General features: G+C 70.6%; 14 protein-coding genes. 9 read left to right on the forward strand and 5 right to left on the reverse strand.

The features are described 5' to 3' along the window. Window positions 1–115 precede the first annotated feature (115 nt). Window positions 116–1,192 carry a class 1 fructose-bisphosphatase gene (locus LOY02_RS04220; RefSeq protein ID WP_317181081.1) on the forward strand — a complete coding sequence of 359 codons (1,077 nt, stop codon included), beginning with the start codon at window positions 116–118 and terminating at the stop codon, window positions 1,190–1,192. A 13-nt stretch (window positions 1,193–1,205) separates the two neighbouring features. Beyond that, window positions 1,206–2,147: a phosphoribulokinase gene (locus LOY02_RS04225; protein ID WP_317181082.1), complete on the forward strand. Its 942-nt coding sequence runs from the start codon at window positions 1,206–1,208 to the stop codon at window positions 2,145–2,147. Window positions 2,148–2,179: 32 nt separating this feature from the next. Here the strand turns inward: LOY02_RS04225 and LOY02_RS04230 are convergent, their stop codons facing one another. Next, window positions 2,180–2,623 (reverse strand): DUF305 domain-containing protein, encoded by a 444-nt coding sequence (locus tag LOY02_RS04230; RefSeq protein ID WP_317181083.1) that lies wholly within the window; start codon window positions 2,621–2,623, stop codon window positions 2,180–2,182. A 172-nt stretch (window positions 2,624–2,795) separates the two neighbouring features. Continuing rightward, entirely contained in the window at window positions 2,796–4,025 is a 1,230-nt protein-coding gene (locus tag LOY02_RS04235) for an alkaline phosphatase PhoX (RefSeq protein WP_317181084.1), read from the reverse strand. Between the two features lie 183 nt (window positions 4,026–4,208). Here LOY02_RS04235 and LOY02_RS04240 point away from each other — a divergent pair, with 183 nt between their 5' ends. Further along, window positions 4,209–4,730 (forward strand): GNAT family N-acetyltransferase, encoded by a 522-nt coding sequence (locus LOY02_RS04240; protein ID WP_317181085.1) that lies wholly within the window; start codon window positions 4,209–4,211, stop codon window positions 4,728–4,730. 27 nt (window positions 4,731–4,757) lie between these two features. On the opposite strand, the gene LOY02_RS04245 is transcribed toward LOY02_RS04240, so the two are convergent. Genes LOY02_RS04245 through LOY02_RS04255 form a run of 3 tightly spaced genes read right to left on the reverse strand, consistent with a single transcriptional unit; the run spans window position 4,758 to window position 8,040 of the window. Continuing rightward, window positions 4,758–5,147 carry an aconitase X swivel domain-containing protein gene (locus LOY02_RS04245; protein ID WP_317181086.1) on the reverse strand — a complete coding sequence of 130 codons (390 nt, stop codon included), beginning with the start codon at window positions 5,145–5,147 and terminating at the stop codon, window positions 4,758–4,760. Then, on the reverse strand, window positions 5,147–6,460 hold the full coding sequence (locus tag LOY02_RS04250; RefSeq protein ID WP_317181087.1) for an aconitase X catalytic domain-containing protein: 1,314 nt from the start codon (window positions 6,458–6,460) through the stop codon (window positions 5,147–5,149). Before LOY02_RS04250 ends, LOY02_RS04245 begins: the two co-directional genes overlap by 1 nt. Window positions 6,461–6,465: 5 nt before the next feature. Then, window positions 6,466–8,040: an aldehyde dehydrogenase (NADP(+)) gene (locus tag LOY02_RS04255; protein WP_317181088.1), complete on the reverse strand. Its 1,575-nt coding sequence runs from the start codon at window positions 8,038–8,040 to the stop codon at window positions 6,466–6,468. Window positions 8,041–8,112: 72 nt separating this feature from the next. On the opposite strand from LOY02_RS04255, the gene LOY02_RS04260 reads away from it, so the two are divergent. The 6 genes from LOY02_RS04260 to LOY02_RS04285 form a co-directional block, all read left to right on the forward strand. Then, entirely contained in the window at window positions 8,113–9,264 is a 1,152-nt protein-coding gene (locus LOY02_RS04260) for an FAD-binding oxidoreductase (RefSeq protein ID WP_317181089.1), read from the forward strand. Further along, window positions 9,264–9,527: a (2Fe-2S)-binding protein gene (locus tag LOY02_RS04265; protein WP_317181090.1), complete on the forward strand. Its 264-nt coding sequence runs from the start codon at window positions 9,264–9,266 to the stop codon at window positions 9,525–9,527. The genes LOY02_RS04260 and LOY02_RS04265 overlap by 1 nt, the downstream gene beginning before the upstream one ends. Continuing rightward, complete coding sequence (locus LOY02_RS04270; protein WP_317181091.1) at window positions 9,514–10,965, forward strand: FAD-dependent oxidoreductase; 1,452 nt, start codon at window positions 9,514–9,516, stop codon at window positions 10,963–10,965. Before LOY02_RS04265 ends, LOY02_RS04270 begins: the two co-directional genes overlap by 14 nt. A gap of 98 nt (window positions 10,966–11,063) precedes the next feature. Then, complete coding sequence (locus tag LOY02_RS04275) at window positions 11,064–11,963, forward strand: dihydrodipicolinate synthase family protein (RefSeq protein WP_317181092.1); 900 nt, start codon at window positions 11,064–11,066, stop codon at window positions 11,961–11,963. A 3-nt stretch (window positions 11,964–11,966) separates the two neighbouring features. Beyond that, a complete protein-coding gene (locus tag LOY02_RS04280) occupies window positions 11,967–12,968 on the forward strand; it encodes a proline racemase family protein (protein ID WP_317181093.1) in 1,002 nt (333 codons plus the stop codon). Between the two features lie 172 nt (window positions 12,969–13,140). Beyond that, the coding region (locus LOY02_RS04285; RefSeq protein WP_317181094.1) for a branched-chain amino acid ABC transporter substrate-binding protein at window positions 13,141–14,092 on the forward strand (952 nt) is incomplete at its 3' end.

The raw sequence follows: 14,092 nt of genomic DNA on the forward strand, positions 1-14,092 counted from the left end.
CACCACCACGACCACCACCCCCCGGACCACCCCCAGGGTGGATGGCGCCGACGCGCCTTCCTGATGGACTCAGGGACCAGGACGTTCACGCTGCCCGACCACGAAGGAGCCCGCCGTGCTGACGGACCGAACGACCCTCGCGCAGTTCCTGATCGAGGAGCGTCGCCGCCACCCCGACTCGAGTGGCGAGCTCAACTCGCTCATCCTCGACGTCGCACTGGCCTGCAAGGCGATCTCGCGCAGGGTCGCCCAAGGCGCCTTGTCGGGTGCCCTCGGCAAGGAGGGCACCGTCAACGTCCAGGGTGAGGACCAGCATCGGCTGGACGTCATCGCCAACGACATCTTCCTGCGTGCCACCGAGTGGGGCGGCCAGACCGCCGGGATGGTCTCCGAGGAGCTCGACGAGCCCTACGCGATCCCCGCAGAGCACCCACGGGGCAAGTATCTGCTGTGCTTCGACCCCCTCGACGGATCCTCGAACGTCGACGTGAACGTCTCGGTGGGGAGCATCTTCTCGATCCTTCGCGCCCCGGTGCCCGGTGCTGCGGCAACGGCGGAGGACTTCCTCCAACCCGGGACCGAGCAGGTGTGCGCCGGGTACGCCCTCTACGGGCCGGCCACCATGCTCGTGCTCACCGTCGGGCGGGGTGTCCACGGCTTCACGCTGGACCCTGGCCTCGGAGAGTTCATCCTCACGCACCAGGACCTGCAGGTGCCTGCGACGACGCGGGAGTTCGCCATCAACACCTCGAACCGACGCTTCTGGGAGCCCGCCGTGCGTCGGTACGTCGACGAGTGCCTCGCGGGCAGCACCGGACCGCGGGCCAAGGACTTCAACATGCGTTGGGTCGCCTCGCTCGTCGCGGACACTCACCGGATCCTCACGCGAGGAGGGGTCTACCTCTACCCGCGCGACCTCAAGGACCCCCGCAGGGCCGGGCGACTGAGGCTCCTCTACGAGGCCAACCCGGTCGCGATGCTCATGGAGCAGGCCGGCGGCGCGGCAAGCACCGGTGGAGGCCCCATCCTCCAGGTGCCGCCCTCGGACATCCACCAGCGAATCGGTCTCGTGTTCGGCGCTCGTGACGAGGTCGAGCGGATCGAGGCCTACCGCCACGAGCACTCCGAGGACGCCAGCTCCGCTGACCTGCCGTTCTACAGCACCCGCGGCCTGTTCCGCGCCACCTTGTGAAGGAGAGGTAGCCATGTCGGTCAAGCATCCCATCGTCGCGGTCACCGGGTCGTCCGGCGCGGGAACGACGTCGGTCATGCGCACGTTCCAGCAGATCTTCCGCCGCGAGGGCGTCAACGCGGCCTACGTCGAGGGCGACAGCTTCCACCGCTACGACCGCGCCGAGATGAAGGTCGCCATGGCCGAGGCCCTCGAGCGCGGCGACCACACGATGTCGCACTTCGGCACCGAGGCCAACCTCTTCGAGGAGCTCGAGGAGCTCTTCCGCAGCTATGGGGAGGACGGCACGGGCCGCGTGCGCAAGTACCTCCACGACGACGTGGAGGCCGAGCCCTTCGGGCAGCCCCCGGGCACCTTCACTCCTTGGGAGGACCTGGTCGGAGACACCGACCTGCTCTTCTACGAAGGCCTGCATGGGGGGGTGGTGACCGGCGAGGTCGACGTGGCCCGGCACGCCGACCTGCTCGTCGGCGTCGTGCCCGTGATGAACCTCGAGTGGATCCAGAAGCTGCACCGCGACAAGGCGACCCGGGGCTACTCCACCGAGGCCGTGACGGAGACGATCCTGCGCCGGATGCACGACTACATCCACTACATCACCCCCCAGTTCTCGCGGACGCACGTCAACTTCCAACGGGTTCCCATGGTGGACACCTCGAACCCGTTTGTGGCGCGGACGATTCCCACGGCGGACGAGTCGATGCTCGTGATCCGGTTCGCCAACCCCAAGGGCATCGACTTCCCGTACCTGCTCTCGATGCTCCACGACTCGTTCATGTCACGGCCCAACACGATCGTGTGTCCCGGAGGGAAGATGGACCTCGCGATGCAGCTCATCTTCACGCCGATGATCGAGCGAATCCTGGAGCGCCGGAGGCGGGCAGTGGCGGCCCACTGGGAAGGAGTGCGGCTCGGCGCGGGGGGTGAGGCGGCCGCAACCGTCGTCGCCCACTGAGTGCCGCGCTGACGCTGACGCTTCCCGGCCGGCTACCGCCGTTGCAGGATCTGCTCCATCCGGGTGATCTCCTCTCGCTGCGTCTCGATGATCTCGCCGCACAGGGCTTGGATCTCGGGGTCGGTGATGTCCGACTCCTGGCACACGAGAATGGCCCGGGAGTGGTGCGGGATCATCGACTTGAGGAACTGGTCGTCGCCGACGAGGGCGGAGCTGCGACCGAGCGCCAGGGAGCCCACGAAGAGGACGACGAAGAAGGCATAGAGCGCGAGGTTGAGTCGCGTGTTCTCGAACATCGAGCGCATCGAGACCATCATGATGATCCCCATTGCGGAGACCATGATGAGCGCCATCCAGAAGTTGCTCAGGTTGAAGTAGAAGTGGCCCCACTGGTCGACCATCGACATTGACAGCACCCACATGACGACGAGACTGACCAGGAGGGTGAGTCCGAAGCGGACGTAGTTCGCTTTCATGGAGTGCGCATACCCGGGAGGCCAGGGGGTGAACGCCCTGCGGGTGCCCGTCGGGAGCGAGCCCAGCGGCATACGACGTGGTCGCGCGCCGGCCAACCGGCGAGGGTCCGCCTTCCCCCAGAAAGGCGGACCCTCGGTCTGTGGACGTGGCCGTCGGAGGGGCCACGTGCACTCAGCGGCGCGTGATCCTCCACGTGCCATCCGCGAGGGACTTCGTGGGGTGTTGGATGTTGAAGAAGAGCGTCTTCGGGTCCTTGCCGAAGTAGATGCCGGAGATCTCCGCGCCCGGGTCCTTGAGGGACGCGAAGAGCTCGACCTCGTCGGCCAGGCCATCGCCGTCGAGGTCCGGCTGGGTCGCCCAGATGTCGCTCGGCACGTTGTCCTCGACGATCCACAGGCGCCCATCGGCGCTCCTGGCCAGGTTGTCGGGGCCGTTGAACCCGGTGACGCCTGCCCCCCGGTTCTCCGCCGGGACGTTGTCGCCGGCGTGGACGAACGTGTTGAGAACGTTCTTCTTCAGGTCGATCGCGACGACGCGGTCCTCGGTCGTGTTGGCGACGTAGACGGTCTGACCGATGATCTCGACGTCCTCGGGACGGCCGAACTCCGTTGCGCTCACGGCATTGGCGGCGGCGTCGGCGTCGACGACGACCTGGTCCATGTCGAGAGCGACCCACTCGAAGGCGCCCGCCTTGTCGAGGTAGTCGGCGGGACTCCAGCTCTGCTCGGCGTCGCTCAGGCCGGTCACCTTGAGGGCGTAGAGCTGGCCGTCGGACAGGTCGCCCCGCGTGGTCGGCACGAACTTGAAGATCGAGCCGCCGTTGAGCTCGTCGATGACGAAGACCGTGCCGTCGGCCATCGCGCCGATGCCCTCGTGGCGCAGGACGCCGACCTCGCGGCGCTCCTCCACCTTGACGACGTTCGTCGGGTCCTGCGGGTCGAGGAACGCCTCGAAGAGGCGGCCCCCGGTGGTCTCCTCGGCGAAGAGGACCGTGCCCCAAGCCGTCCACTCGATGCCGTCGAGGCGTCGCCAGTCGGCGCGCTGGGCGATGACCTTCGCCTCGCCGGTCCTGAGGTCGACGACCGAGAGCGCGCCGTTGGAGCCCACCTCGTGCGTGCGGTAGAGGTAGCGCCCGGCGTCGACACCCGTCTCGTTGTGGACGTTCATGTCCGTCAGGTCGTCGGTTCCCCCGCCGTAGATGTCGAGGACGGTCTCGTCCGCGACGAGCTGCTGGGTGAAGCCGTCGGGCGCCACGAGGGGCAGGTCCCAGTCCGCCGTCTGGTGGCCGTAGGCGGAGCCTTCGATCGGCTCGAAGCCGAACGGTCCGTTCGCGGCATACGCCGGGGCGGCGAGCCCGACGAGGGCGGCAGCCGCCGCGGCGATGGTGAGGTGCTTCTTCACACGTTCCTCCAAGGTCTGTGTCCTGCTGACCTCGCCACCATGTCGACGCTCGGTGAACCGACGGCGACGACGATCTGGCGAGGGCGTTTCCGGCCGGGGAACGCCGTGCCCGTCACGATGGCAAGCTTGACCGACCGGACCGCGTGGACGTCCGATGCGGATCGGCGCCTACGATGAGTGGCCGTGGTGGACATCCGCGAGGCGGTCGAGCCCGACTGGCCGCTCATCTACGCGTTCTACAAGCGCATCTCCGACGAGGGGCGCACGTACGCCCTCCCGCCTGACGAGACCTCGGAGCAGGCGCGGGCGTACTGGCTGGAGCCGGCGCCCTACCGCACGGTGGTGGCCGAGGTCGACGGTGTCGTCGTGGGCTCGGCGAAGATGGGACCCAACCGTCCCGGGCGCGGTGCCCATGTCGCAACGGCCTCGTTCATGGTGGACCCCGACCGCCAGGGCGAAGGCATCGGCTTGGCCCTCGGCACGCACGTCGTCGAGTGGGCGCGTTCGGCGGGGTACCACGCGATCCAGTTCAATGCGGTTGTCGAGACCAACGAGGGCGCCGTCCGGTTGTGGCAGCGACTCGGCTTCCGGATCATCGGCACGGTCCCGGAGGCGTTCGACGACGCGGAGCAGGGACTCGTCGGCCTCCACGTGATGTACCTGCCGCTCGCAGCACCGGGTGAACAGGACCCCGTGCAGCGCTGACCGCCATCCGTGCGCAGCGCTGAGCGCTCAGGCGGAGACCTCGACGAGGTCGCCCGTCCGGAGCCGCGCGAGCTCATCCTCTGGGAGGACGACGACGGGCATCGAGAACCCGTAGAGCTCGTCGGCCACGAGGGCCCCGAGCACGATGATCGGATCCGGCTCGATGAGCACGATGGCGACGGGTCCCGTGCCCCGGCGAAGCTGTTCCGCGAGGACGTAGGAGCTCGAGCTGGAACCCCGGCCGGTGCGCATCGCCAGGACTCGGCCCGCGAACGACCGGCCACGCTGGGGGTGGTGCCGGTCGACGATGGTCCCCCCGAGGTCGCTGCCGCCCCAGAAGGACAGCGGCTCGTCGAGAACGAGCAGCCTCCCGGACGCGGAGCCCGGGTGGAGGGACCGCCCCGTCAGGGAGGCCATCAGCCGAGCATCTCCGGGTCGAGGACGACGCGCCCAGCCCGCGCCGAGGTGACGCACTCGGCGAGGCTGCCGACGACGACGTCGACGCCGAGGTTCGCCGGGGCGTAGTGCGCCCATTTGCCGCTGTTCGTCATCGCGACCCGCACGTCGCCGCGCAGGATCGGTGTGACGTAGGTGCACGTGTCGACGACGATCTGGACGCCCGCCGCCTCGAGGGTGGCGACCAGGCCGCGACGCTCTGCCTCGGCGAGCACCGAACGACCCATGGACAGGTACACGGCGACGCCCGGCGCGACCGCCGGCCCATCCTCGAGTTGTGCTGCAAGGAGTGCCACCTCGCTGATCGATGCGTGCGGAGTGCCGATGCTCACGGCGTCGAGCCGTTCTCCTCTCGCGGTCGTCAGCTCAGCCCGTGTCGCCCGGAGGTCGGCCGTCGTCAGCGTGATGGTCTCCACCTCATCAGTGCCGTCCGGTCCGACCGCGGCCTCGACGGTCGGTGCCTCGGGGGTCACGCCGACGACGTGGAACATCGCCACGCCCCCCGATGACGCGGCAGCGGCGCCGAAGGCCTTGAGCTGGTCCTCGGTCGTCGTCGACGGGAGCCCGACGAGCACCGGCACGCGGCTGCCCACCTGCGTTCCGACGAGGTAGCCGAGCAGCGGTGCCGCAAGGTCGCCCGCGAGGACACGTGGGGGAATGGCCCGACAGTCCACGATCACCTGCCCGCGCCTCGCGGCGTCCGTGTGGAGACCGGCATACGGGGCACGGCCGGTGACCGCGGCGCAGATGTCGAGGAAGTCGCCGTAGCGGTCCGTGCGGGCGCCGAGGACCGAGTTGGCGAAGGCGATGGCGTTCGACTCGGCCCAGGCGATGTGCTCGCCGCGCCGGGGCCGGGCGTCGAGCAGGTAGGGCGCACACGTCCACGTCGGACTCGCGCCCAGCCCGACGTAGGCGTCCATGAGGGCGCGCCCCTGCGTGCGGACCTCGTGGTGCTCCGGCGTCTCGTCGCGCACGAGGTCGGGGTGGAGCAGGTCCATCGAACCGACGTTGAGGGTCGTCGGGACCCGGACCCGGGCTCCGAGCTCGTGCAGTCGTCGGACGAAGTCGAGGCCCACCTGGCCGTGGTAGAGGCACCCGTCGATGTGCGCCGAGGTCACCTCGACGAGACGGGGTGCTCCGCGGACCTCGGCGAGCCCGACAACCACCCGCATCGCCATCGCGACCCCGGCACCCGCGTCGCCCCGGAGCATCGAGTGCTCCGCGGGTGTGAGCCGCAGTCGCGGGACGGCTGGCCGGGCCGCGATGTGCGTCATGACGGCTACTCGAGCTCGCCCTCGACTCGTCGCCGCAGCCGCCACGGGTTGTCGTCGCGGACCGGCGGGGGCAGCAGCGCCGCGGGCACGTCCTGGTAGCAGACGGGGCGCTGGAAGCGCTCGATGGCCAGGGTCCCGACGGAGGTGGCCCGTGCGTCGGAGGTGGCAGGGAACGGCCCGCCGTGGACCATGGCGTGGGTGACCTCGACGCCGGTCGGCCAGCCGTTGAAGAGGATCCGGCCCACGCGCGTCTCGAGGACGGGCAGGAGCAGGGCGGCCTGGCCCTCGTCGCCCTCCGTGGCGTGGATCGTCGCGGTGAGCTGTCCCTCGAGGTCGGCGAGGTACTCGGCGAGCCGAGCGGCGTCGTCGAAGCGAACGACGAGCCCCGCGGCTCCGAAGACCTCCTCCGTGAGGCCATGGTCCTCCGCGAGCGCGGCGAGCTGAGTCGCGAAGACCATCGGCGCCGGCGCGTTGGACTCGGCGCCCGCGAGGCCCTGCGCGATCGTCTGCACGGACGGGTGGGCGCCGAGCCGCTCGATGCCCGCACCGAACGCGGCGTGGATCTGGGGCGTCAGCATCGTCTGTCCGGGCGTCTGGGCCGCTTCGTCGGCCACGGCGGCGAGGAAGGCGTCACCGGCGGCTCCCTGGGGGAGGAAGAGCAGCCCGGGGTTGGTGCAGAACTGGCCCGAACCGCTCGTCAGGGATGCGAGGTAGGCGGCCGCCAGAGGCCTCGGGTCGCCGGCCAGCGCACCCTCGAGCAGGATGACCGGGTTGGTGGACGACATCTCGGCGTAGACGGGAATCGGTTGCGGTCTGCCAGCGGCCGCGGCCACGAGCGCGAGCCCGCCCGCTCGGGAGCCGGTGAAGCCGACGGCCTGGATCCGCGGATCGGTCACGAGCGCCGCACCGAGCTCCGTGCCGAGGCCGAAGACGAGCGAGAAGACGCCCGCGGGCATGCCCGTGCGCTCCGCGGCTCTCGCGACTGCCTGCGCCACGAGCTCCCCGGTGCCGGGGTGGGCGTTGTGCGCCTTGACGACGACGGGGCAGCCGGCGGCCAGGGCGGAGGCGGTGTCGCCGCCGGCGGTGGAGAAGGCGAGGGGGAAGTTGCTGGCACCGAAGACCGCCACCGGTCCGAGCGCGATGTGTCGCACGCGGAGGTCAGGACGCGGCAGGGGAGCGCGCTCGGGGAGAGCCTGGTCGATCCGCACGCCGAGGTGATCTCCTTGCCGGACGACCCCGGCGAACAGCCGCAGCTGGCCGCAGGTCCGTCCGCGCTCGCCCTGCAGGCGGGCGAGGGGAAGGGCGGTCTCGGCGTGGGCCCGCTCGAGCAGCTCGTCACCGAGGGCCTCGATCTCGTCGGCGATCGCCTCGAGGAAACCCGCGCGCGCCTCGGGTGTCGTGGCGCGGTAGGCGGGGAAGGCCTCGGCTGCGGCCCGGGTGGCGAGCTGCACCTCGTCCGGGGCCAGGCACGAGACCTGAGGGTCGAGAGCCCCTCCGGTCCGCGGGTCCACGGCGGTGAACGTTCCGGCGGACCCGGGGGTCGGGGTTCCGGCGATGATGGACTCTCCGGTCAGGGGCATGCGGCTTCCCTTTCGCACCGACTGACAACGACTGTGCTGTGTAACATTACACACCGTGTGGGGGATCGGCTCGTGACCACGGTGGCCGTCGTCGGTGCGGGCATCGTCGGCGCGGCGTGCGCGCATGCCCTTGCCCAGGCCGGCGCCGACGTCGTCGTGCTCGACCGGGGTCCCGTGGGCTCGGGCACGACAAGCCGCGGCGAGGGCAACATCCTCGTCTCCGACAAGGGGCCGGGCGCGGAGCTCGACCTCGCACGACTGAGCAGGGACGCCTGGCTCGACCTCGGCGACGACCTCGGCCGCGACGAGATCGAGCTCGAGGAGAAGGGCGGGGTCGTCGTGGCCACGTCCGGCGACGGCCTCGAGACCCTCCGCGCGTTCTCCCACTCGCAGCGGGCCGCCGGGGTGACCGCCCTCGACGTCGACGACGCAGGGAGCCTGGAGCCGCACCTGACGCGGGACGTCACCGGCGGGGTGCTCTATCCCGAGGACATGCAGGTCCAGCCCGTCCTCGCAGCGGCCGCGATGCTCGAGGCGGCCCAACGGATGGGGGCGCGGTTCGTCCCGGGTGCTGACGTCGTCGGCGGCGTCGTCGACCGCTCCGGACGTCTCACAGGAGTGCGCACGAGCGGGGGAGAGGTCGTGGGCGCGGACGCGGTCGTCAATGCCGCCGGCACCTGGGGTGGCGAGGTCGGCGAGCGCCTCGGGGGGCCCGTCCCGGTCCTGCCGCGGCGTGGCTTCATCCTCGTCACGGAGCCGCTGCCGCCGATGGTGCGCCACAAGGTGTACTCCGCGGACTACGTCGCCAACGTCGGTTCATCCGACGTCGGGCTGGAGACGTCCTGTGTCGTCGAGGGGACGCGCGCGGGCACGATCCTCATCGGGGCGTCCCGGGAAAGGGTCGGCTTCGACCCGACTCTGGACGTCGACGTCGTGCGGATCCTCGCGCGTCAGGCCACGGCCCTGTTCCCCTTCCTCGCAGGGGTCAACCTGCTGCGCGTCTACCGGGGCTTCCGGCCGTACTGCCCCGATCACCTCCCGGTCATCGGCCCCGACCCGCGGGTCCCCGGTCTCTTCCACGCGTGCGGGCACGAGGGCGCCGGAATCGGACTCGCCCCCGGGACGGCCCGCCTCATCACGAGGCAGGTCCTCGGGGCAGGCGACGTCGACACCGCCCGCTTCGTGGACCTGCTGCCCGACCGCTTCGTCGAGCAGGAGGCCTGATGCACGGATTCACCTTCGACGGGTCCCCGGTGCCCTTCCGGGACGGCCAGACGCTCGGTGCGGCCCTCGTCGCGCACGGGGTGACGTCCTGGCGCGTCACCCGGGTCGAGGGCCGTCCTCGGGGGCTCTTCTGCGGCATCGGCATCTGCTTCGACTGCCTCGTCACGGTCGACGATGTGCCCAACCAGCGGGCGTGCCTGGTTCGCGCCCGTGACGACATGGTCGTCACGACACAGGAGGGGACGGGGTATGCCGCTGAGTGACCGAGCGCTCGAGGACGTCCTCATCGTCGGGGCGGGCCCTGCTGGACTGGCCTGTGCCGCAACGCTCCTGGAGGCCAGCGATGTGCACGTCACGGTCGTGGACGCCGGCGCCGGGCCTGGCGGTCAGTACTGGCGCCAGCCCGCGCCCACGGCAGATCCCCACGGCGTCCGCCCCGAGGCGCTGCGCGGGCTGCATCACGATCTCGACACCTTCGAGTCGCTACGTGCACGCCTCGAGGCCGGGCGCTCGGCCGGCCGGGCCACCCTGCTGACCGATCACCACGTGTGGACGGTCGTCGCGGACGGAGGGACCTTCACGGTCCACGCCGTCGACCGCACGGGCGGACCCGGCCGCGACCGCGCGGTCGAGATCCGCGCGCGCCATCTCGTGATCGCGACGGGTGCGCACGACCGGTCGCTGCCCTTCCCGGGCTGGGACCTGCCCGGCGTGATGACTGCCGGCGGGCTGCAGGCTCTGCTCAAGTCCGGTGACGTCACCGCCGGCCGGCGGGTCGCCCTGGGCGGCACCGGTCCCTTCCTGCTCCCGGTCGCGGCGGGGCTCGCCGCCCGCGGGGCCACGGTCGTCGGGGTCTTCGAGGCGAACTCGCCGAGGCGGTGGCTGCGCGAGCTCGGACCAGTCGCCGCCAACGTCGCGAAGCTCGGCGAGGGCATCGGCTACGCAGCGATCCTGCTTCGGCACCGGGTGCCCGTCCGCGCCCGCACGATGATCGTCGAGGCGCACGGACGCGACCGGGTCGAGGCGATCTCGGTCGTGAGACTGGACACTGCCGGTCGGCCGACCACAGAGGCGCCGCGACGGATCGAGGTCGACGCCGTCGGCGTCGGCTGGGGCTTCTCGCCGCAGCTGGACCTCCCGGTGACGTTGGGCTGCGCCCTGGATCCCGACGCCGTGGGGACGTCCGTCGTCCGGGTGGACGACTGGCAGCGCACGAGCCGTCCTGGGATCTTCGCGGCCGGCGAGGCCTGTGGGGTGGGGGGAGCCGCGCTCGCGGTCGCGGAAGGCCACCTCACGGCATACGGCATCGTCCACGAGCTCACGGGGAGCGTCCCGGAAGCGGCCGCGACCCTGCGAAGGACGATGGCGCGGCTGCACGCCTTCGCGTCCGCGATGCACCGGGCCCACCCGATCCCGGCGGGGTGGGCCGAGGCCCTGCGCGAGGACACGGTCGTCTGCCGGTGCGAGGAGGTGACGGCGGGCACGGTCCGACGGGCCATCTCCGACCGTGGGGCGCCCGACGCCCGACAGGTCAAGCAGCTCACCCGCGCGGGGATGGGCTGGTGCCAGGGACGCGTGTGCGGGCACGCCGTCGAGCTGTTGAGCGGTGCCGCTCCGGCGGCCCCGCCGGAGCGCCTGGTCTCCACCCCGGTGCCCCTCGGCGTCCTCGCGGACGACTGGGACGATTTTGGTGCAATGTAATATTGCACTGGTGGTGCTCCGAGTCCTAGTCTGGTGCGCGCCGCGTGGCCGAGCCGACGCCGACGCGCCCGAGTCCTCCCCGAGTCCTAGGAGAGCCCATGTCCGATCACCAGAGCCAGCCGTGGCACGGCGTCATCGTCGCCACGAGCCTCCAGTTCACCCCTGAGGGCGAGGTCGACCTCGCGGCCTATCGCGACAACGTCGCCTGGCTCGCCGAGCAGGGCCTCGACGGGGTGGCGCCGAACGGCTCGCTGGGGGAGTACCAGACGCTCTCGTGGGAGGAGCGAGACTCGGTCGTGCGGACTGCGCGCGAGGCCGCACCCGAGGGCTTCACCGTCATGCCCGGCGTGGGCGCCTACAGCGGCCGCGAGTCGCGCCGCCACGCGCAGGTCGCCAAGGACCTCGGCTGCGACGCCGTGATGGCCCTGCCGCCCAACGCCTACCGTGCCGACGAGCGGGCGATCCTCGAGCACTTCGAGCTCATCGCCAGCGTGGGACTGCCCGTGACGGCCTACAACAACCCGATCGACACCAAGGTCGACCTGACCCCCGAGATCCTCGCCAAGCTCCACTCCGAGGGTCTCATCGTCGGCGTCAAGGAGTTCTCCGGCGACGTGCGCCGCTGCTACGAGATCGCCGAGCTGGCGCCCGGGCTCGACCTCATGATCGGCACCGACGACACGGTCCTCGAGGTCGCCCTCGCGGGCGCGGTCGGCTGGGTCGCCGGCTACCCGCAGGTCTTCCCCCAGGCGACCAAGGAGCTCTTCCGCCTCTCGGTGGCCCGGGACGTCGAGTCGGCGCTGCCGCTCTACCGCCAGCTCCACCCGGTCCTGCGCTGGGACTCCAAGACCGAGTTCATCCAGGCGATCAAGCTCGGGCAGGACATGATCGGCCGCAACGGCGGCGGCTGCCGGCCGCCTCGCCAGCCCCTCACCGCCGAGCAGGAGAAGGTCGTCCGCGAGGCCACCCAGGCCCTCATCGACGCCGGCGTGAACTGAGCCATGCGCACCTCCGTCGTCTACCACGCCGTCGACTCGCACACCGAGGGCATGCCGACGAGGGTCATCACCGGCGGGGTCGGCGTGCTCCCCGGGGCGACCATGGCCGAGAAGCGGCTGCGCTTCATGGCCGAGCGCGACGACCTGCGCAAGCTGCTCATGTTCGAGCCGCGCGGGCACTCGTCGATGTCGGGGGCGATCCTCCAGCCGCCCACCCGACCCGACGCCGACTGGGGCATTCTCTACATCGAGGTCTCCGGGTGCCTGCCCATGTGCGGTCACGGCACCATCGGCGCCGTCACCGTGCTCATCGAGACCGGCATGGTGCCGGTGACCGAGCCGGAGACCGTCGTGCGCCTCGACACGCCCGCCGGCCTCGTCGTCGCCAGGGCGCAGGTCCGTGACGGCCAAGCCGTGTCGGTGACCCTCGAGAACGTCCCGTCGTATGCCCACGCGCTCGACCAGGAGGTCGAGGTGCCGGGCCTGGGACGGGTGCGCTATGACATCGCCTACGGCGGCAACTTCTACGCCTTCGTCAAGCTCGCGGACCTCGGACTGCCCTTCGACCGGGCCGAGAAGCAACGGCTGCTCGAGGCCGGTCTCGGGATCATGGACGCCATCAACGAGCAGAACCCGGTCGCCCACCCGGAGGCGCCCGAGATCAACGCCTGCCACCACGTGTACCTCGAGGCGCCGGGGTCGACGACCCACCACTCCCGGCACGCGATGGCGATCCACCCCGGCTGGTTCGACCGGTCGCCGTGTGGCACCGGGACCAGTGCCCGTCTCGCCCAACAGCACGCGAGAGGACTGCTCACGGTGGGGGAGGAGATCGTCAACGAGTCCTTCATCGGCAGTCAGTTCCAGGCACGGATCCTCGGCGAGACGACGGTCGGTGGCCGGCCCGCCGTCCTACCCAGCTTCACCGGACGGGCCTGGATCACGGGCACGGCCCAGTACATGCTCGACCCGAGCGACCCATTCCCGACGGGCTTCGAGCTCTGAGGCGCGTGGACGAGGCCCGCCCGGTCCGAGCCGTGACATCACGGTTTGGAAACGCTCGGGCAAGGTCTGGTGAACACCCGGGCCGCTCCCTACAGTTAGTGCAATGTCACACAGCAGTTGTGACGAGCCCAGTCAGAAAGTGGCGGCAGCTGCCGTCAGAGCGGAGACGCACATGATGAGGAACTCACGACGGATCGGCGCGGTCGCAGCCGGGGCAGGACTCGCCCTCCTCCTCGCCGCCTGCGGCGGCGGCGGGATCACCGAGGGCGGCAGCGAGGGAGGGGCGACGTCGGGCGACATCACGCTCGGGATGCTGACCCCGATGAGCGGCGGCAGCGCAGCCATCGGCCCCTACATGAAGAACGGTGCCCAGCTCGCCGTCAACGAGATCAACGAGGCGGGTGGCGTCATGGGCCGCCAGCTCAAGCTCGTCGTCGAGGACGAGGCCTGTGACCCCAAGACCGCTGCGGCGGGGGCCGCGAAGCTCGTCACGGCCGGCACCGTCGTCTCCGTGGGCGGCTACTGCTCCTCCGCGACCCTGCCGACGCTCACCATCTTCGGCAAGGCCGACATCCCGATGATCATCCCGGCAGCCAACTCCAACGACCTCGTCAAGGACAAGCTGCCCAACGTCTTCCTCATCAACGGCACCGGCGCCCAGCAGGCAGCAGCCGCAGTCGAGTTCATGAAGTCCGAGGGCGTCAAGGCGGTTGCGCTCGTCGACGACAACACGTCCTACTCGAAGGACATCACGACGCGGACGGCGCAGAACCTCGAGGGCGACGCGTCTGTGAAGGTCGCGAGCCAGCAGTCCGTGACCGCCGGTGAGTCCGACTACTCGGCTGCGGTGACCGCGATCCTCCGAGCGGCGCCGGACTTCGTCTACTGGACCGGGTACTACCAGGAGGGCGGACTGCTCATCAAGCAGCTGCGCGGTGCGGGCTACAAGGGCGGGATCATGGTCGCCGACGGCTCAGTCGACAAGCAGCTCGTCTCGATCGCAGGTGAGGACAACGCCCAGGGTGTCTACGCGACGATGACCCAGACGCCGCAGACGATTCCCGGCGGTGAGGAGTGGGTCGCGAAGTTCAAGGAGGAGATGGGCGCCGACCCGGGCCCGTACT

The sequence above is a fragment of the Intrasporangium sp. genome, assembly GCF_032907665.1.
Taxonomy (GTDB): domain Bacteria; phylum Actinomycetota; class Actinomycetes; order Actinomycetales; family Dermatophilaceae; genus Intrasporangium.